We start from the raw sequence: 19,359 nt of genomic DNA, 5'->3' as shown, positions 1-19,359 counted from the left end.
TTAAAACTCCCTTTTAGAAATTGAGGATATTCTAAAAATTCCGTCTATGTATTTTCCTGTTACTGCGACAGGAATACCTCCAACTTTTACTGACACCCAAGTGCCGGATTTGTATGCTTTTTCATCTATTAGCTGTACAGATTTTTGTAATTCCCTTAGTGCATCTGTTTCAGAACCATACTTTTTTAAAAGTTCATTTGGAGTGTCTCCTCCTCTTCTAAAAAGATGATGTAAATCTTGATCATTGTATAATGAAAGTGCTCTATCAATCTGTTTATCATCTACTTTCTTTCCAACTGTCCCAAACTTGGCAGCGAGCCACTTACCGAATTTAGTATCCGCTACAGCCTTCCCAACCGGAGAATTAGCGATCTCTGCGATCATTTTTTTCGCATACGGTGATTCCTCAACTGCCTTCATCATCTTCTTCCCGGCAGAAGCTGAGCCTAAAGGAACTGCAAACATCACGGCTGATACTGTGGCATCAAAGTAGTTTCCGCGGTATAGATCCTTTACAACACTAAAGCCATCCATGATATCCCCAACTACGGGAATCAAACCTACTCCTACTGACGCTGCTGTTTTTTCATATACTTCAACCAAATTCGCCGCTGTCTCTGCTCCTGGATTTTTCTCAAATGCCTCTAATGCTGCATTGAGTTTTGCATACTTTGTTGTTTCGTCCCCGATGGCCTCGCGTAGTTTTGAAATCACCTCTTGTTTGGCTTTCGTTAATAAATCTGTCTTCTCTTTACCATCTAACTCAATTTTAACTGTCTCTTTGGGTTTTTTCTCATCCTTCTTGGCTACCTGGATTCCTGAACCACTGAGTATGTCTGCGCCTTTCTTTGTATTCGCTTCCCTGTGTTTCGCCTCTGATTCCGCCTTCTGCTCAGCTTCCGTCAAGGGTAAGTTTTGCTCTTTCTTTAACTTCGCCCTCTCTAAATCGCTCTTGTCTTTGTGAAGAAGATCAAACTCTTTCAAATCCACTTCTTGATCCGAAGAAAACCCTTTCCCTTTGGTGGCATTGCGGAACCTCTGATTATTAAATCTTATCTCTAAACTACTCTGGAATCCACCTCCGGTGCTCCATCCCACTTCGCCTTCGTAACCCATCAGTGCACCAGCATTAGAAGCATTCTTATGTTCTTCCTCTATATTGACTCTAAACCCGTTCCCAAGAAGACTATCTGTAGTTAGTCCTGCATAGAGCGTTCCTATCTTCCCTACTCCCATATTATAACCAAATCCGGCACTTCGTCCTACCTGACCATCTGCTGTTTCTCTATAACCCACATTGGCAGCTAATCCTCGTCTGTCGCCTCCGGATGCATTATGTAAACTTAATCCAACACCCCATGCACCACTTTCATGGAGGTTCATGTTTAAACTTACGTGATTGCCTAAGCTGACTCCCGCGTTGAACCCGAAACCTCCTTTTTGGGAAAACCCAATACCAGCATTGAGAGGGGTTCCTTCAAATTGTGCTCCTACGTTAAATCCAAACCCTTGTTCTTTAGAATAGCTTCCACCAATGGACATCCCAGCTGGGCCAAGCATTGACGCGGCGGCACTTCCCACTGCTAATACTCCACCTGCTACTCCTCCCGCTTGGTATCCCTGATATCCTTTATAACCCACATAACCTGCTACTACAACTGAAGCTCCAAAGACAACTGCTCCAGAGCCTGCAAGCGCAGGTCCAATTGCTGCGGCTGCAAATCCTCCCGTTAGTATTGATGCTGCTACGATAGCAACAACTGTCACTACTGCTTCTATCTTACCTTCTCTATCCGCTTTCTTCTTTGCTTTTCTTTGTTGTTCTTTTCCAAGTAACTGATCTAAGAAATCTAAAGTTTCTTTCTGGGACATGATTTCCCAGAATTCCTTATGGTGGTGTTTGCCAAATTCTCCTTCGACAACCTCTCCTACTAAGAAATAATCTTTTACGTTTAGCGAAACAGGAGGATCTTCCGGATCCCCGCTATTTGCTTGGTTATATGCTGCCATTACCATTTTGTATTGGCTGAAATTACTGGGTTGTTCATAAGTCACCTTACGACTTGGATCGTAGATGGTTTTGAATGCATTCTCCATACCCATGATGGCAACTTCCGCCATTGCCTCTAGGTCATTTGCAGAAGGTCCTTGTTCGCTGGTTAAAGCTTCAAGGTCCGTCATATCCCAAGACTTTCCTTTCGAATCTTTCACCTTGGGAACGGAGATTCCGCCAAATTTAAAAGGGATAAAGTTTCTAACTATTATTGGTATTCCAGTGGCAGCGCTGATCTTTCCATACAGATCACCATTTCTTAAGAACCCAGAGGATCCCATCTCAGAGTCCATCCGAGATTGTAATTCTTTATTAGCTGTATTGATAATTTTTTCATAGTTTTGATCCATCATCTGCAAGCTGGTTAATGCTTGGATTTTTCCAAGGGCCGTTAATCGTTTTTTCAGCTCCTCTTGTAATGCCTCAAACTCAGACATCACTTCCGATAAATCAAAGTTCTGCTGGGAGATTCGTGTTAAGAACATATCTGTGTTTACATTCTTTACACTCTCAAGCCAGCGATCATCCAAGGGATTTGGCATACTCTTCGCATATTGCGATAAAATATCGTTGGCATTTAAGTTCATGGACACACCTGTCGGTAGATCCTTTTGCATAGAACTGATCTTACCTTGGATACGAGCATATAAGTCGGCCAATTGGTTTTCTGAGGAAGCTTGTTTAGAAACCGCAACAAACTCACTCACCCAGGCATCCTTAGCAGCTAACGTATCTTTGATGGCTTCGATATACTTATCTGCACCTGCTTTCGCATCCGCATCAAACTTGGTTCGCCACGCTTCCCAATCATTGCGGAACTGCGTATCTATTTTATCAAAACGAGCTAGGCCCGTTTCCCTGATATAGGTTAAATTTTCTAACCAATCTAGTTTTCGATTACTGAAGTTCTTCTCTATCTCGCGCCAATCGGCGAGTTGCAAAGTTCTTTGTTGGTCGATGCCAAGCATCGCAATCTCATCCACTACAGATGGACCTTTAGAGAGTGACTTCCCACCTGAGGATTGGTCAGAACCCATATAATCACGGAGGATCGTTTGGTACATTCCGTATTCAACGCCCACTCCCTTTACTGTTTGCAGTAGGTTATAGAGAAATGCTTCTCTATCATCTAATACATCACGTCTTTCCGCTTTGTTACCTTTATCGTTTGTAACGCCTTCAGCTTTTGCATAGTATGCATCTCTAACGACGGTATATTGTGTTTCTGCCAGAGTAGACAATGAAGATAGGAACTCATTTCCAGATATTGTATAGTCAAGCACATGGCTATTTCCAGGCCCTCTTCGATACATTCCAAATGAATCTGTAAGTTCTTGCGTTTGGATCACAGCACTACCGTCAGCACCCACAAGTTCAGTGAATTTAAGCGATTGGCCATTCACATTCCATGTTAGATTATCCACGTCCCCTGTTGTATTTCCGATAGAGCTTAAGTCTTGGGCAGTCAGACCCCATTTCGCTTCAGAAAGAACGGAGGTTAGTTGTGAACTAGAGGTTATTTCAGTAAGTCGCCTTAATCGAGAAGTGGTTTGTTTTAGCTGACTTGTTTGGTTGGCAATGCCATTAATCGGGTCTTGCGTTTGGTATCTTGTCGATAAAAATGAATTCAAGAAATCATCCACTCCCGTTTTTAAAGGAATGGCACATAAAGCAGAAGATGGTCCGTCGAAACCACACTTAATTAATATCTGCAGTATAGATCTCATATTAAACATATCAGCATATTGTAAAATCGCATCATCAATGGTCGGTCTATCCATAATGAATTGTCGATCATTTACAGTTTTCATATCCTTTTGAATCGGAATGGAACCATTCATCACCGAAATTAATAAATTCATATTACTGATAATTGGTTCAGGTCTGTTTGTCTGAATTATGCTAACGAGCGAACGGATTCCGGCAGGTGGGTTCAATGCTTCTGGATGTACACCCCACTTTTCATGACCCATTCCTGGTTCCGCACCAAGTAAACCTGCTGCAATTAAAGTATAATGATTGATTTTTCCTTCCATCATCATATTTGCATAATAATTGATTTCTTTCTGTTGCTGTTCTTGTGATATAAAGGTCTGAGATGTAGTGTCAGAAAAACTGTTTAAGGTCGAGCCCCTACTTCCCGCTCCAAGCCCCAATAGACCTGCCATTTGTGCAAACATAGTATCTCTCTGGCTCTTCAGATCTGCCTTTAGCTGGTTTATCTCTGCTTGCATCAGTTGTTCCGCCTTCGAGAACCTCATAGAACGAAGAGCCCATTCCTCTACCTTAGCTTTCTCCGCAAGTGTTGCAGCCTCAATCTCAGCTAACTTTACCTGCTCATCCACTCTCTTCTGTGCATCATTCTTCTTCTTCAATGCATCTTGGTATTCTTTATCTCTTGCTTCAAATCTCTTCTGTGCTAGTTCCAGTGGACTCTTGATCGATGTATCATAGACTATATTACCATTCGCGTCTACTGTCTGCGTTGGGTGTTTAGAAAACTCGAGTAACGCCAAATAATCTGCCAATGCCTCTGCATTCGCTAATGTCTTCTCCTTCTCAAGCAACTCCAAATAACTTTCAGATACTTCTTGTTGTTTATCAGCATACTCTTCTTCTATTAGATTCGTTTCTGCCTCGGCGGTGTCGAAGGCATTCTTCGCACTGTTATACGCATCTTCTGCTGCCTTGAATAAATTAGCAAATGTGAGTAAGTCCTGTGCTAAGTCTGCACTAAGTCCAAAGATCGTCATAATCTTCTTCGCTGCATTCTGGATCGCAGATTTCATGGACTCCCATAATCCATAAGCTCCACTTAATATCCCATCCGCATCGTCATTGGAAAATCCAGGACTTGTCGCATTCACATACTGGTTGATTTTAGTTAATACTTGGTTCCCAAGATCCGCTTCAAAGGTAAACGTCCCGTCTCCCGCTCTCGTATAATCACCGTCGGTAGAATAATACTCGTTCACTTCAGCTATCGTTTTCTCAATAGATAAAGAAAGCCGAGAAGGATCATCCGCATTACCAGTCGGTGTCAAAAAAGCATTACTCGACAAGGTCTCCATCATTCCAAGCATGGAGCCCAGTTTAGAGTTCACGGCAAGATTCAGTTCCTTAATCTTGTCTTCGATCATATCCTCAGGATCCACTCCACCTATCCCCTCTTTGGGAATCGATAAGTAAGAAATATAAGAATCTGCGGAAACATTCCCCTTTTTATAATCAGATAAAAACTTCGCTTTCCTCGAGTCTACATCTGCTTGTCTGAACTTATCCTCAAGTAACGTCTGTTCCTTTCCTAAGGCTTCAAGTAAACTTACATGTAAGTCCCCCATCCCAATCCCAAGCCATACTCCTTCCACAGATACTTCTTCTCCATATCCGAAGCTTACCCCGTTAAATGTTGTCGAAGTCGTTGGTAAAATGTTATATCCATTAATGGTGAGAAGAAACATCTTCTTTTCTTCTTCACTGATGGGGCCAAGTACAGCACTTGCACTCTCCAAAAACTCGGTAGGGTTTTCACCATAATAAGTATCCAATAGATAACTTAGCCGAGCTGTCCCCATAAGTTTGACCGCTAGATCACTGGAATATCCCTGTTCCATAAGCCAGTCCGTTAAGGAAGCCATGTCAGGAACTTCAACGGATAACTCAACCGCAGGACGATAAAAATAATCCAAAGTTGCAGCTAACTCGCGTAACTCCTCTGGCAAATACAAACTAGGATTTCTTTTACCTGGTTTAGAAAGATACTCGTTGATTTTAGTCTGGTTGTATGCTCCATTATCTGGCCCAAGCATTAACAGAAATTGGCTTTTTAATGCAGCGATTTCTGTTGGATCCGTGGTTCCCCCCAAATATGATTCGAAGGAAAATAATAATGCATATTCACGCATCTCTACCGGAATTTTTGTTTGGTCTACAAAGTAACCATTGGATGTTGCATTCTGAACTGCTTCAAATGTATCATATAGAATTTGTAATCTTAAGGCAGGCTTTAGGTCTTCGTCTTCCGCTACTAAATAAGCACTCAAATCAGAAATAGTTTCCGTATTCCAAATGTTGATTTTTCTGTCATAAGGAATTAGGTATTCCTCCAACTCATCCAACTCTTGGCTCGTCAAAGTCCGGCCAAAAAACAAGGCAGATACTTCTGTATTCTTTCCACCATCTTGGCCCATGAAATACTTTCCAGCTTGGATCCCTGTTAGAAAACTCTCCAAAGTTTCATTGGCATCATCCGGTTTACCGTTATTCGTAGATACTGCTCTTCCCGTCAAATAAGCCTGTACTATCTCCCTCTTATAAAATCCCCAAATATAATCTTTGATAGATTCAATTTTCGATTTTATCTCTGAACTAAAATTGATCTTTGCATCGACCGCTTCTAACTTAGTAACAAGTTCCTCAATCTTAGTCCTTTGGAAATATAAAGAATCTCCAGGTGTATTTGCAATCAGTGACTGGAGTTCACCAAATAGTTTACCCGCATCTTCAAGATCTTTACGATGTGCCTGTGCATCTGTGACCATCGCATCAGCTTCTGCTTGAGTAAGATCAAAATTATCTAATACAAATTCCCAATCAGCAATCCTATCTGTATAAAATCCGATCTCTTGTGTTATCTGTGCAATCGCCGGATTGACTGCTTCCCCTTTGCGACTTTTTTCGATTAGGAAATCGCGAAGAGCATTCAGAACTGCAATGTTATCTTCTGAACTCTTTCCACTAGAAGAATAATCCGATGTAGTACCAAGACTTCCCAAAATCCCCTTATCACTAAGATAAGTTTTGAACTCAGAAAGAATTCCTGTTTGCTGATCTTCCTGATCTGCAAACTTTGAATCGCTTAATACAGATAGTATCTGGCCTGACAAAATACCTTCAGAAAAATACCTGAAGCCATTAACAACATCATACTTCCTTGCGATTTCCCCTTCAACAAACCCACCAAAAAACATCCCACTTCCATAAACTATGGAGTCAGAAAGAATCTGTCTTTCAAGAGCACTCCCCTCTTTTTTGATCCTCGCAATCTCACTTTCCGAATAGGTTCCACCATCTTCATAGAATTCTAATAACTCATCCGACGATTCAAGCACCTTCGTCCAAAACTCAGGTTTCTCTTTCAAGAGCATTACACCTTGCTCAGCAAGATATGTCTGCACCATAGATAGAATAAAAATATCATCCCTCTTTTCTTTTGCGCCGTTCCAACCCCTTCTTAGGTTATCTAACTCATTACTAATAGATAAATATATGTCCCTGAGTTTATCGACGGACTTGTCTTCTCCTGCTGCATTCGCCTCATCAATCTTAGCTTTTAACAAGCGAAGTGCACGGTCATTGAGTTCAGCTCCCTCAACCTTTAATGCAAGTTCCTCGGATTTCTCTTTCGCTGCAAGATCCTCTACCTTCCCCTCCGGATCCAAAAGAAAGTCCAATTCCCATTTACCAACCTTTACACGGTTCTCCATACTTTGGATCACTCCGCTTAAAAAATTGGTGCTCTCTAGCAATGCTCCGCTTTGTTTTCCATTTGCTGTTTGCCAGTTTTGGAATTTATTACCATACTCAGTTGTAAATGTCACAACTTCAGCAAATGAAGACGATGTTGTTTTCAACATATCATTGAGCGAAGTTTTAATACTTGAGAAATTGCGACTGAACTCAGTAACCGCGGCTAACGCTGCTGTTCTATTTGTGCCTGTTAAACTGGAATTAATAATCACTGGTGCTGAACCAAGCAAATCTTCCATATGGCTATTGAGTTCAGACTTCACCCATGAAATCTCACCAATAAAGGATTCATAAGATGCTATACTACGCATCAACTCACGGAATTTAATGTCAGCTTCAAGAACCTTGTTATTGCGATCAACATCTGTCATCACCAGAGTCCCATTAAAAAAGGAACTGTTTGCTGCTACATAAGCGGCCCAATCTGCCTTCGCTTCCTCTACCTTCTCCTTCTCTGATTGCCAATCCGCAGATAGTTCCTCAGAATACTCAACGAGTGATTTAATCGTATCTCCATCATACTCTTCTTGCAATGCTGCTGGGATGCTATTTTTCCAGTTTAACACAAACGTGTTATAGGAATCTAGTTTTGCCTTATCTTGAGAGATATCACTCGCGGGAAAATTGGTAAGTTTGTTCTCTGTCTTGGTTAGTGTTTCTCTCCATCCTTGGAATGCCTCAGGAACACCTAATGATGTACTATTTAATAATTCTTTAAGTCTTAATACTTCAGCTCTAAATGCTGCTTCTTGTTCCTGACCAACTATATTTGCAACGACAAAGGTAGACCCCAAAGTATCCAGTATCTGGCTCAAACTCTGACCACTTTCAAACAATGTCTTTAATTTCGACAATGTCTCCTTATCAGTTTCAAAACTAACAATGCGTTTGCTTAACTCTGTATAAAACTGGCGTGCACGATCCGCATTCCCCTTCTCATAATACTGACGATAAACTTCAATCTCACGGTTCCGAATTAGCTCCCTTGCATTATTAATCTGCTCGTTCGCCTTCTCTATATCATACCTAAGTCCCCTTGCATACGATGCGGGATCCGACTCATCTACCTCTGAAGAAATAACCCCAAGCTCATTTCCCAATAAATCTCGATTCAATACATAAATTTGTAACTTAGAAGCCTCTTCATATTTCTTACGAGCTTCCTCCATGGTTGTTCGAGCTAGCTCTAGTGTCTGCCAATACGAATTCAATCCATTACGAGCAGCTTCCAATCGATCCAATATCGATTGGCCTCCTGTAGGTGTTGTTGCCCCTGGAACCGAACTAAAATAACCAGCACTTCCTTGGTTCCCATTCAACGACTGCAACAAATTAGAATACAAAGCCTGTTGCGCTAAAAATTCCTGCTTTGCTGTTGCATACTCAGAATTAATTTCTGCTGCCGTTTTAGTTACATTATTCTGCGCATATTGCAATACTTGATTGGCTCGCTCTCTACGTTTAAGTGCTGCTTCCAATTCTGCTTTCGCAATTGCTAAGTCTAGTTCTGCGGTAGTTAATACTCTCTCAGGAGAATTCGGATTCAAAAATCCATTAGGTCCACGCATGTCATCATGCATCTTTGCTTCTGCTGTGGCCACCACAGCTCTAAACTTGGTTAATAACTCTGTCCAACCATTCCTTTGTGTTATATAAATAGATCTGGATGAATGATTCGATGGTAAATCAGCTAACAACTCATCTAAGTTAGCAATACTATCAATGATAGTTTGGATCGATGAAGCAGAACTCAATGCAACTCCCTCAAGTCCTCTCGCATAAGAATTCCAACTGTCAACTCGACTATTCACATAACGATCAAGTTCGACTAATGCCTGCTCCTTATTGGTTTTTAGTCTTGATTCCGATTCATTCCAAGCCTTAATTCCTTCTGCCAAATCCTTCTGGAAATTCGCTAACCAATTGTCTCGCTCTTTCAGAAGATCAGCATAGGCTTTCGACCATTCCGCTTCACCAAACTGCCTGCTTTCCGCAACATTGCGATCATACTGGAGTTTCTTTACTATGAGGTCCTCAATTGCCGCTTCCCACTGCTTCTGACCCGCATCCAGTGCTGCAAGAATCTTCTTCTCCCTATCTCCATCAGAAAAACTAAAATCTAACGGTATGTCCTCTCGCTCTTTTATGATATCTTCTTTTAATTCTCCCGTCTCTTCATCAATCTTACCCTTAGTCTTTTCGATTAACAAACGAATGATTTCTGCAGGATCTGTTTCCGTCGATAGCTGGTTGTCTATATCCGATTCTTGATTTAACCGTCCTACCGTATTCTGCCGTGCATTCTGAACATAACTCCCCTCTTTCCAATCATAATAAGAAAGAAATTGTTTTTCTATCCATGCTAGCTCACGCTCAAAGGATACTTTCTCATCACCAGTAAGTGACACACCTGCTTGGATCGCTGTCGCCTTTAACGTCGATAACTCACTCTCCCAATCTGCTCTAATCCCAAGCAACTTCGGTTTTATCGTTGTGTCCCACTTATTAACTTTCTCTTCTACTGTTCCTTGTATGGATTTAAGCTCTGCTTCTGCCTCTAAAATTGCCTGCTGGATTGCTGTCGTATTTATCTTTGTATATAATATATTAAGTGCTTGTGTAGAAATCCTTGCTTGCCAACTACCCTTTCTCTCATCTATCTCTCGGTTTAACTCTGTCTCCCACTCACCTCTTACTAGTGTTCGCTCTGCAGAAAGCTCCGCTCGCAAATCAACTTCTGCCTTACCATTCTCTTTTGCTTTTTCTTCTTTTACTAATCGTTCAATCTCTAATTGTGTGCTCGATTCCCACTCCGATATCAGCAGGTTCTTCCCTGAATTAACGGTATTCTCCCAATCCTCTCGACTTGTCTTACTATTACCAGCTTGGTAATAGTTCTCAAGCCTTCCCTTTGGGTCTTTGAACTCCTTGCGGCCAAAGGCTTGCGCATACAAGTCCGTCAAGCCACTAAGTGGTGAGATCGTTATCTCTAATAAAAATATGATTAATACTTTGAATGCAGTAACCTTATGCCACGTCCGAAGTCTACCCTTAACAGATAAGTCACTCGCATACAACCCATTCTCTATTGTAGAATCTGTTTTTGTATCTAGGCTAAATGGTCTACGGAATTTCCTACTCGTTTGTTTTATCAACCAAGTCAGGCTTGCTATTTGGCGAACTCCATACGGCTTGCGTTTTACTGGATTCGTTTCTTCAGGGAGTGTTGGATTTATTTCTTTTTCACTTATCTTTTTCAAACTGAACATCTGCTTCTCCGTCAAGCTACCGGGGGCGGTAAATTAATATATTTCTCTATAATTGCTAAAATTTCTGAGGTTTGTGTTCTGTTGTGAACTAAGATCAGATGACCTACGACTAACTTATGTTTATAGCTAGTTGCCGGTCCTGCATAAGAAGGAATTTGTCTTTCTAACTTCTCAATCGAAGTTAACATAAGTAAGTTACCCACTACAAAGTGGCCTTCTTCCTTTTTATCTTTTCCTTCGCTGGGTTGGATTGTTTTGGATGCGGTCACAACAGACAATACGTGCTTCCTGTTCGCATCAAACGCCAGAAATTCGTATTCTTTATTTATTATGTCGCTAAAAGAATAAGACAGAAACTTGTCCGTCTTTTCTACTAATTCACTTATAGAACATGACGAAAATTTGCAAATATTCTCTTCTTTATCGCTAGGAGCATATACCTGATCTTCCGTTGTCTCCCAATTCGCATGCGATACAAATGTAGCATTTCTCTTTTCTGTTGACCCAAAATATCCATCCGTCCACAATAATAATTGTAGCACAACTAACGACAGATTGGTTAACAATTTACGCATCCTAACTGATATAATTCGCACTTAGCTTACATACAACAAATTTTTCTCGACTAAATTATTTAATTATTCCCCATTTTTTCAACAATGAACTTAGAAACGAAGCTAGCGGTACCCTGGCTCGGTTTTATATATAGCCTATCTCTGCGTTTTCTATATGGAATCTGCATTCTGGATAAAAAGTTGATTAAGTCTTCTTTTGCGACAACCCCAGTCTTCATAATTTGAAATAGGCGAAACAATTGCCCAGAAATATCCCAAATAAATTCTTCCGACATAACTCCATTTGGAATATATAAAGGATAAAAAAAAGACACCAGAATATTCTTATTATATTCTAATACCTCTTTTCTTAATTTAATAATAATTGAATCTAATATTTCAAAAACCACCCTTCTAGAACTCAATTTATTGCCATGAAGAAGAATTATTGGCTTGCCCAGTGAAAACGAAGGGCCCTTGGAGAGCGAAACCGAATTTGACAATAAATCTATCTCCAAAATAGGTATTTTTAAAATTTCAATTTCAAAAATACCTATAAATAAACTTTCCGATTTTCTATCTTCAATATAAAAAAACTGAGGATCACGATACGTGTCCATATATGCATTTTGAGGAAAAGCAGAGTTTAGTCTGGATTGCAAATTCTCGATATTTTTTTCCGATACAACTACACCATTAATCGGAGAAGCCAAGTATTCGGTTAAATGGTCTACCTTATCTTTTAATGTGATATGCAAAGGAGAATCTACGCGAAACTTTACCCTACTATCTCTATTGAATAGAAAAATTTCCATTTTAAATTCAATATAAAATCCATATTTATTTGGAAAGCCAAAAATCTTTCACATGATAAAATGATCAGATAGCTAATAAATATATTACAAGGGATGAATTTTATAATAAATCAATGTGACATAATTCTAAATAAACATTCACCCAAAAAGCGTTTGAATCGCATGGAATAATTTCGCTTGCTCGGATTTAGTTAACTTTGAATCCAAAAAAGGCAGACGAGCCAGAAATCGAGTCTTGATATCCATCTTTTGCTTTGAATTTATAGAAACTTTCCTTTTATTTGCCAAGTTTTTTAAAGCCTGTTTGAACTCCGATGGACCTGGGCTATTTTGTTTCGAACTTTGTACCAATCGTAAGGCTTCTCTGTAAACGGCCTTGTAACGTTTGAGTTGAGGGACAGAGATTCCATGTGTTTTGGAAATCTCGGCAAGTGTTTTGTTGTCTTTTGATAATACATCTCCACCACGATTGTCTTTTTGAAAGGTGTCAGGAAAAAGATTCACTAGGATGTAGATGACTTGTGCCGGGTCTTTGATTTGCCTTCTGTCAAAGTTGTCGGACAACATCAATACTTCTAGTTCGCGAAGTGTGATTTTTCCTTCGATGTAACGGACAGGTGCTTCCAAGATACCAAGTTCTTTGAGAGCTTTTTTTCTTCGGTGGCCAGTGATAAGAGTGTTTGGCTTGAGGGAAAATCCAACGGCATTTGCTCTTGGTCCAAATACGATGAGAGGATCGTGGATTCCACCTTTTTTGATTCGATCCACAAATCGTGACCAAGCCAATTCATCTTCCTTTTTGGATTTATCCCAATAGTCAAAGAACTTGATGTTGTCGGGATGATCAAGAAGATCCGATACATTGGCATTCCGAACTGGGCTTAGTTCCCAGTTTTTGTTTGCTTGGTTTTGGAGTGAAAAGGTTTCCTTGTTGGAAACTAAAATGTTTTGTCCTAGGGACTCGAACATAGCTGACTTTTTTGTTTTAGCACTCATAATGAAATTACCTCGAAAGCAAGAGCAGCAAATTCTAGTTCTGATTTCGATCCACTTTTTAAGGCAATCCCTTTCATAATTGCGGATTGAACAGCCGCAGACCTAGTGATGTTTGCTTTAGTGAATTTAAATTTCCCTTCTTTTAAAATATCGACAACATCATCCTTGGTTTTATCGGAAACCATAGATGGAACCGCTATGTGTTTTGGAGGTTTAAGTCCAGAACGACCAACTAGTTCCACCTGTTTCTTTGCTTTCAAAAGTCCGGACAAACTCCAACGATCATAAGTAAGTGGAGACAAAACAATATCGGCAGCATAAAGACCTATTTTGAATTCATACACCGGAGACGGTGGAGTGTCGATGATGACATAGTCAAATGATAATGCTGAAATTTCCTTTTTGGAACGAAGCAGTAGACCCGGGTCGTGTTGTGTTTCGGAACCTAAGTCTTGTAAATCAGGGGAACAAGGGATCACCGTGATCCCTTGGGATTGGAACATACATTCCTTTAATTGTTTGCGATCGGAAAATGCTTGGTAGGCATTTTTTTTATCAATTTCTTCGACAGAAAGATCTCGCAGAAAATAATCGGTAAGTGAATAAGATTGAGGATCCAAATCGATCACTAATACTTTTTTCTTTAACTGGCTGATGGCTAATGCCAAAAAAATAGAAATCGTGCTTTTTGAGACGCCACCTTTTAAACTTGCCGAAGTTATAATTTTCATCAAATACCAACCTAGAACCAATTCAGAATTAATTCAAATTTTAATTCTTTTTGGGATCAAAAAAGACCAAGGGATCACGGTGATACTTTGGCAATACAACACTCGGCCCAAGAAACAACATTTCACCTTTCCTATTATAAATATTTCCAAGAAAATGAATCGACCGAAGGAAGCATCTACTAAGAAAATACCAAAAAGCGAACGGTTTTTGAAGCTTAATTTCTTATTCATAAATCTGTCTATCTTGGCAATCAGGAGTATTAAACAAATTCAGATGAAAAATATTTCACTTATCCTTATTCTCCTCTTTTTTGCCATGGAAATCATGTCCCAAGAAACAGATTTTTTCAAACTAAATGTCAAAAAGGAAGAAATGTTAGCTCTGGGAATTGTATATACTTCCGACCTGGATGCTGAAAGGGGATTCACAAAACACAATCTGGATCCACTCAGAATTGCAAAAGAACATGTGCTTCCATTCAAAGATACCATTATAGAAATTCTAAAAAACAAAGATTTCAAATCAATTGCAAGAAAGACTAATATTGTTAAAACGGAACTAAAAACTAAACTTAACTTAGAAGATTCTGATCCAGATTTTGAATTTTTATTAGAAAAATGGGAAACCTTTTACAAAAAGAACGGAGCGGATCCCTATTGCTCATATGATAAGTTTTTAAACATACATTTTGATGGTATGGATATACTGCCATACGAATCCGAGAAACCTACTTCCATACGCATTGATGATAACGATAACTTTACTCCCATTGATGTCACATATTTGATCCGCATAAATCCAAAATCAAAAACTCCTCATTCTTTCTTATTAAACGTTAAATTTTTCAATAGGCCAATGCGGCCACTTTACTACTTAACTCGTTATATCGATCATTGCCCTGCTCATAATTTAAAATCGGGGGAGGAAAGTTGGTATTCCGAGATACTTACAAATATTTATGAAATTGAGCCAGGTATTCATTATGAGAACCCAAACCCATTTATTAGATATAAGTTTTTAATCAATCGAATCAATCCTCGTAAAATAGCAGAAACATATGTTACAAATCATGCAAAGGAATTAAAAAATTCTTTCGAACGGGAGGATTTGTTTGTATTTGTGAGACGATTGGGTTATAAATTTTTAAAATTCTCTGCAAATCAAATGAATGAAGAATACAATGACTGGGAAGATGTTAGAGATCACAAACAATTGTATGAAAATATTCATAATAGAATCTTAAATGACTCCTTTTGTGGATTTAAGGATCTTTATAAACACAAGATAATTCAAATTAAAATCCAGCCCGACAATGTGAAACTACGGGAACAAAACCCAAGAGAGGAAATTGATAGATTTGACTTTGATTATCTAGTTACATTTATCCTCGAAAGCAAAGAAGGAAAGGGCCAAAAGTCGTTTCCCTTTCGAATCCATTACGGCATTACAGAAAATCGATTGTCATCCTATTCAATAGAAGATATTTTATCCTCCGATTGTCTTAGGAGCACAGTGGTCCAATGAAACTAATCTATTTACTCGTTCTATTAGGAATCTTTTTAAATTCTTGCTCTGAAAAAGAAATCTCTCTGGAGATCAATCCAGAAGAAGAAAAAAAACAACGAATCGTCATCGATAAAAAGCTTGGAGAAGCGACGTATTTTAAAGAATTTCTATCTACAATCAAAAACAAAGACTGTATCACTCTACTTAACTATTTTGATGATACTGTCAACTTTAGTTTTGGGGAAAGGCAGAATGGAACATTTCAACGTAGCACTTCATTCTTAGAAGTAAAATACTTGTTCTCAGCTTGCGATTTGTTTTTTGATTCTACTGAAATGCGAAGAAGGTTATCATTTTTGGGCGGAAATAGTTTATCAAATCTTCATTTTTCTTCTCCGTTAGACATGCTAGAAAAGTCCCTCGAAATCAGATTCTTAGCCACTGAGGGTGAAAACAAGGAAAGTGAAGTCGATCTGGCATTAATAGGAGGACTAATACAACGACCCGAAACACATTCACGAAAAGTAGATTTCAAATTTCGGTGCCCAGATGGATTTCTAAGAAAATGTTATATGTATACTTTTACTTTCTATTGAGTGCAATTTGATATAATGAAATTATCACTAATGACAGGGAAAAACGAATGCATGTAATAAAATTTTTGTTAGCAACTAACCTATTCTTGATATTGTGTAAACAAATACCGATTAATCCAAGTTTCCCTTTGGAAAAACTTGAAACAAAATGCAAACCTATCGGGCTCAACGAATACGGTAGTGAAAATTTTTATTATGGGAAAAAATGTTTGGAGAAAAAGGAAGATTTTTCTTGTATAAAAGCTATCCAAGAAATCAAAGAAAAGGGGATTGAATCCTATTTTTTCGGAAAGACTTGGGATATTGGAGATTATGGAATGAAGTTTCATTTAAATCGAAAGGGAGAAATCAAAATTGTAGAGCATGGTCCTGATGGAACGATTAATATTTGGAAACAAAAAGCTAAAATTTATCGTAAAGATGGTATTTATTTATTTGAGGACCCTATTGATAAATCAGGAACCAAAACAGAACAATTCGTTATCAAACGAATTGACTGCGAAATCAACGATTCGAATTTCGATAGCAAAGGTAGCTTTATTCATTTTACATTCACAAATAATGAAATGAAAGTTTTACGCCACTCAGCACTTGACGACTCACCTGTGTATGGGGACTCAAAATCGTTTGTTTTGGCAGAAACCACAAAACCACTTCCAAATCCTGAACCTTGGCACAAAATCTCATTTATTCTATCGGAATGATAGTTTACCAATGAAACACTTGTCTTTTCTTATAATATTCATTTTTCTATTTCCACTTACAGCGTTTTCAGACAAACGAAAAGGAAACGGGCCAATTGATTTTTCTAAGGAACAACCGGTCCATCCTTATTACGAAACTTTCGGTGGGAACATAAATTTAAACTGCAAAGAGAAACAACAGTGTATGTCGAATTGTACGAGTTCGGCTTATGTCTATACAAATCGAGGGAAATCTTTGGATTCAGCACGGCAAGGTTGTATTGCTGATTGCAATCGAATTGTTTGTTTGCCAGAAAATAAAAAGTAACAGACTTCGAAATTTGGGAATTGATTTAGAAACCCTACATTTTAGATACTCAAGCCAAGGTGATGCGCCAGCGATTGCAGCGGAAATCCTTTCCTTTTAAAAATACAATTATAGTTTTAATAATGATTTGGAAAGATTGAAGCGGAAAGCGCGGTCACGCCCAAAATCCACTTCAATCACACTAACCCATGTGAGGCGCCCATATTTGTAAGGAAATATCCTCTCACCTAACGAACTAGGCTTAACGACGTATCTAGTAAAAAAAATGCTTGTACTGTTTTGGTACTTCGGTTAAGATAGTTCGTAAGTAATCCTTAATCGGGTTAAGTCAAACGCCCTGGAAGGTGTGGTAGCCAACCAGGGCAAATTTCTCCTCCAAGACCAGTTTCAATTTAAACCACCTCCGAACCTTCGTTTGGGTCAGGGTGAAAATTCCAGATTTATGTCTCTTTTACTTATTGACAGTTTATCGACATCGGTACATTTAGGGATCGTTCGGTTAACACTGCCGGACACGGCTCTACCACAAAGCCGTTATGACTTAACTCGGAATTCCTTAAAAAAGTTCCGAAAGGACGTTCGAAAGAACTTCCAAACTTTCTAAATTTTACTTTGACCGAAGGTTTGTCTCATTTTAAAAACCGAAGTCCAGTAGAGTAGGGGAGTAATGCGTTCGATGAATGCATAGGCATAAAAACGACCAGATGCTCGTAGCCGGAGTCAGTGTTCATTTGGAAGAAGGAACCTAAAATGAAAACCAACCGAACAGGAATTTGGATACCCAGGGAGATTGAATGCCTTGTGGATTTGAGTGTTTCTGAAAAGTATCTACTTTCGGAAATTCGATCTTTAACATTGGCAAAAGGGTGTTTTGCATCGAACACATATTTTGCGAAACTGCTTGGGAAAAAACCAGATACCATCTCCCGGATGATTTCCAAATTGAAAAAACGAAACTATATCTCACAACTTTCTTTCGATGGAAGGAGACGCGAAATGTCCTACTGCCTAGGAATTGGATCCGAACCAGTAGTGGAAACAAAACCAAGTGCTCCCTTACAAAAATCCAAGGCAGATTCGGAAGTTTCAGCAGTTCCTTTTGTACTTAGTACAACAAAGGTACATAACATAAGTACAAAGAATCCTTTGGAAGTATGGAGAGAGTTTTTGCATTGGACAAACCAATTGGCACCTTCCACTCGCATTCGGATCCAGTCGGCCGGTGGACCTGAGAGCTTGGCCAAACAGGACCGGGTCTTTTGGGAAAACTTTACGGTGCGACTACCGCCTATGTTTGGGAGTTAGCTATTAAATTTTGATCTCTTTCTGGTTCAATATAGGTGCTAGTTTTTCCAACAAATTCTAGTTCTAAGTATCATATCGGGACTCGGCCCACCGTTACTTCGAAAATTTTTTTCGAGGATTGTGACACTCTTGGGGACTTGGTTACACCTATTGTTATGAAAGAGAAGGATGCAAAAACTATTATTAGGAAGATTACAAACGATGTGATGGCGGCCATTGAGTCGGGTAGTCTTGGGCAGTGGGTCAAACCTTGGCAGAGTTTTGGATTTCCGAAGAACGTTAAAACGAAACAACAATATGGTTTACTGAATACCTTTTGGTTAACAGACAGTTTGTTGCGGTTTGGGTTTACCTATCCTGCTTGGGCAACGGAAAAACAATGGAATAGCCTTGGTTATTCCTTGAGAGAAGGGGAATTTGCAAAGACAGAGGTTTTGTATCCTTGTCATGTAAAGTTTCCCGTTTATGCCCAGAAGAAACATGTAGTGGAGGGAATCGAGGAAGAACAAGAGGAGGCACCACTCTACTACAAATCGTATTTGGTTCACAAGACGTTTTCAGTCTTAAACATTGCACAAATCAATATTCCCGAAAATGAATATGATTTGTTTGTAACAAAGACGATCCAAAATGGATCCGAGGGAATCAATCAGTTTGTGCAATCGATCGATCACAATATGGAAGAATCCGGTGTGGAGCAAGCGTCTTACTTGATCCCTTTAGATACGATTCGTATGCCCAAGAAAACGTATTTTCGAAGTGAAACCGAATACTGGGCCACTTACTTACATGAGTTAGGCCATTGGACTGGTGCTTATCACAGATTGAACCGAGGTTTCTCTAGTGGTAGTCGCAATTATGCTCAGCCATCTTTGCAGGTGAATTTGGATTTAGTGGAGAATTGCAACATCGAGAATATATTGGGTCTTGGTTGAGTATCTTGGAAAACAATCCACGAGCGATTCTCAAAGCGGGATATCTTGCAATGGAAGC

The 19,359-nt window shown here is 39.3% G+C and carries 11 protein-coding genes; 6 read left to right on the top strand and 5 right to left on the bottom strand.

What is annotated here, in order from left to right; translation table 11 throughout:
* From JWG41_RS18185 to JWG41_RS18165, 5 genes are all read right to left on the bottom strand, one after another.
* On the bottom strand, positions 1-10,851 hold the full coding sequence (locus tag JWG41_RS18185; RefSeq protein WP_205271232.1) for a hypothetical protein: 10,851 nt from the start codon (positions 10,849-10,851) through the stop codon (positions 1-3).
* Between the two features lie 11 nt (positions 10,852-10,862).
* A complete protein-coding gene (locus tag JWG41_RS18180; RefSeq protein ID WP_205271231.1) occupies positions 10,863-11,417 on the bottom strand; it encodes a hypothetical protein in 555 nt (184 codons plus the stop codon).
* A gap of 68 nt (positions 11,418-11,485) precedes the next feature.
* A complete protein-coding gene (locus JWG41_RS18175; protein WP_205271230.1) occupies positions 11,486-12,220 on the bottom strand; it encodes a hypothetical protein in 735 nt (244 codons plus the stop codon).
* A gap of 138 nt (positions 12,221-12,358) precedes the next feature.
* Positions 12,359-13,216 carry a ParB N-terminal domain-containing protein gene (locus tag JWG41_RS18170; RefSeq protein WP_205271229.1) on the bottom strand — a complete coding sequence of 286 codons (858 nt, stop codon included), beginning with the start codon at positions 13,214-13,216 and terminating at the stop codon, positions 12,359-12,361.
* Positions 13,213-13,947 carry a ParA family protein gene (locus JWG41_RS18165; RefSeq protein WP_205271228.1) on the bottom strand — a complete coding sequence of 245 codons (735 nt, stop codon included), beginning with the start codon at positions 13,945-13,947 and terminating at the stop codon, positions 13,213-13,215. Before JWG41_RS18165 ends, JWG41_RS18170 begins: the two co-directional genes overlap by 4 nt.
* A gap of 325 nt (positions 13,948-14,272) precedes the next feature.
* On the opposite strand from JWG41_RS18165, the gene JWG41_RS18160 reads away from it, so the two are divergent.
* The 6 genes from JWG41_RS18160 to JWG41_RS18135 all read left to right on the top strand — a co-directional run bounded on the left by JWG41_RS18160 (position 14,273) and on the right by JWG41_RS18135 (position 19,301).
* Positions 14,273-15,472, top strand: a complete 1,200-nt coding sequence (locus tag JWG41_RS18160) for a hypothetical protein (RefSeq protein WP_205271227.1) — start codon at positions 14,273-14,275, stop codon at positions 15,470-15,472.
* Entirely contained in the window at positions 15,469-16,050 is a 582-nt protein-coding gene (locus JWG41_RS18155) for a hypothetical protein (protein WP_205271226.1), read from the top strand. The genes JWG41_RS18160 and JWG41_RS18155 overlap by 4 nt, the downstream gene beginning before the upstream one ends.
* A 209-nt stretch (positions 16,051-16,259) precedes the next feature.
* A complete protein-coding gene (locus JWG41_RS18150; protein ID WP_205271225.1) occupies positions 16,260-16,754 on the top strand; it encodes a hypothetical protein in 495 nt (164 codons plus the stop codon).
* 209 nt (positions 16,755-16,963) lie between these two features.
* Positions 16,964-17,161, top strand: coding sequence for a hypothetical protein (locus JWG41_RS18145; RefSeq protein ID WP_205271224.1), 198 nt, complete (start codon positions 16,964-16,966; stop codon positions 17,159-17,161).
* Between the two features lie 650 nt (positions 17,162-17,811).
* A complete protein-coding gene (locus JWG41_RS18140; protein WP_205271223.1) occupies positions 17,812-18,366 on the top strand; it encodes a helix-turn-helix domain-containing protein in 555 nt (184 codons plus the stop codon).
* Between the two features lie 155 nt (positions 18,367-18,521).
* On the top strand, positions 18,522-19,301 hold the full coding sequence (locus JWG41_RS18135) for an ArdC-like ssDNA-binding domain-containing protein (protein WP_232374099.1): 780 nt from the start codon (positions 18,522-18,524) through the stop codon (positions 19,299-19,301).
* The last annotated feature ends 58 nt before the right edge of the window (positions 19,302-19,359 follow it).

This window comes from Leptospira chreensis (assembly GCF_016919165.1).
In the GTDB taxonomy this organism is placed as follows: domain Bacteria; phylum Spirochaetota; class Leptospiria; order Leptospirales; family Leptospiraceae; genus Leptospira_A; species Leptospira_A chreensis.
This window is presented reverse-complemented; position numbering and strand designations above follow the sequence as displayed.

Coding starts and splice junctions, on each gene's coding strand:
- JWG41_RS18185 (WP_205271232.1), bottom strand. CDS start 10,851: ATGTTCAGTTTGAAAAAGATAAGTGAAAAAGAAATAAATCCAACACTC.
- JWG41_RS18175 (WP_205271230.1), bottom strand. CDS start 12,220: ATGGAAATTTTTCTATTCAATAGAGATAGTAGGGTAAAGTTTCGCGTA.
- JWG41_RS18170 (WP_205271229.1), bottom strand. CDS start 13,216: ATGAGTGCTAAAACAAAAAAGTCAGCTATGTTCGAGTCCCTAGGACAA.
- JWG41_RS18165 (WP_205271228.1), bottom strand. CDS start 13,947: ATGAAAATTATAACTTCGGCAAGTTTAAAAGGTGGCGTCTCAAAAAGC.
- JWG41_RS18160 (WP_205271227.1), top strand. CDS start 14,273: ATGTCCCAAGAAACAGATTTTTTCAAACTAAATGTCAAAAAGGAAGAA.
- JWG41_RS18155 (WP_205271226.1), top strand. CDS start 15,469: ATGAAACTAATCTATTTACTCGTTCTATTAGGAATCTTTTTAAATTCT.
- JWG41_RS18145 (WP_205271224.1), top strand. CDS start 16,964: ATGTCTATACAAATCGAGGGAAATCTTTGGATTCAGCACGGCAAGGTT.
- JWG41_RS18140 (WP_205271223.1), top strand. CDS start 17,812: ATGAAAACCAACCGAACAGGAATTTGGATACCCAGGGAGATTGAATGC.
- JWG41_RS18135 (WP_232374099.1), top strand. CDS start 18,522: ATGAAAGAGAAGGATGCAAAAACTATTATTAGGAAGATTACAAACGAT.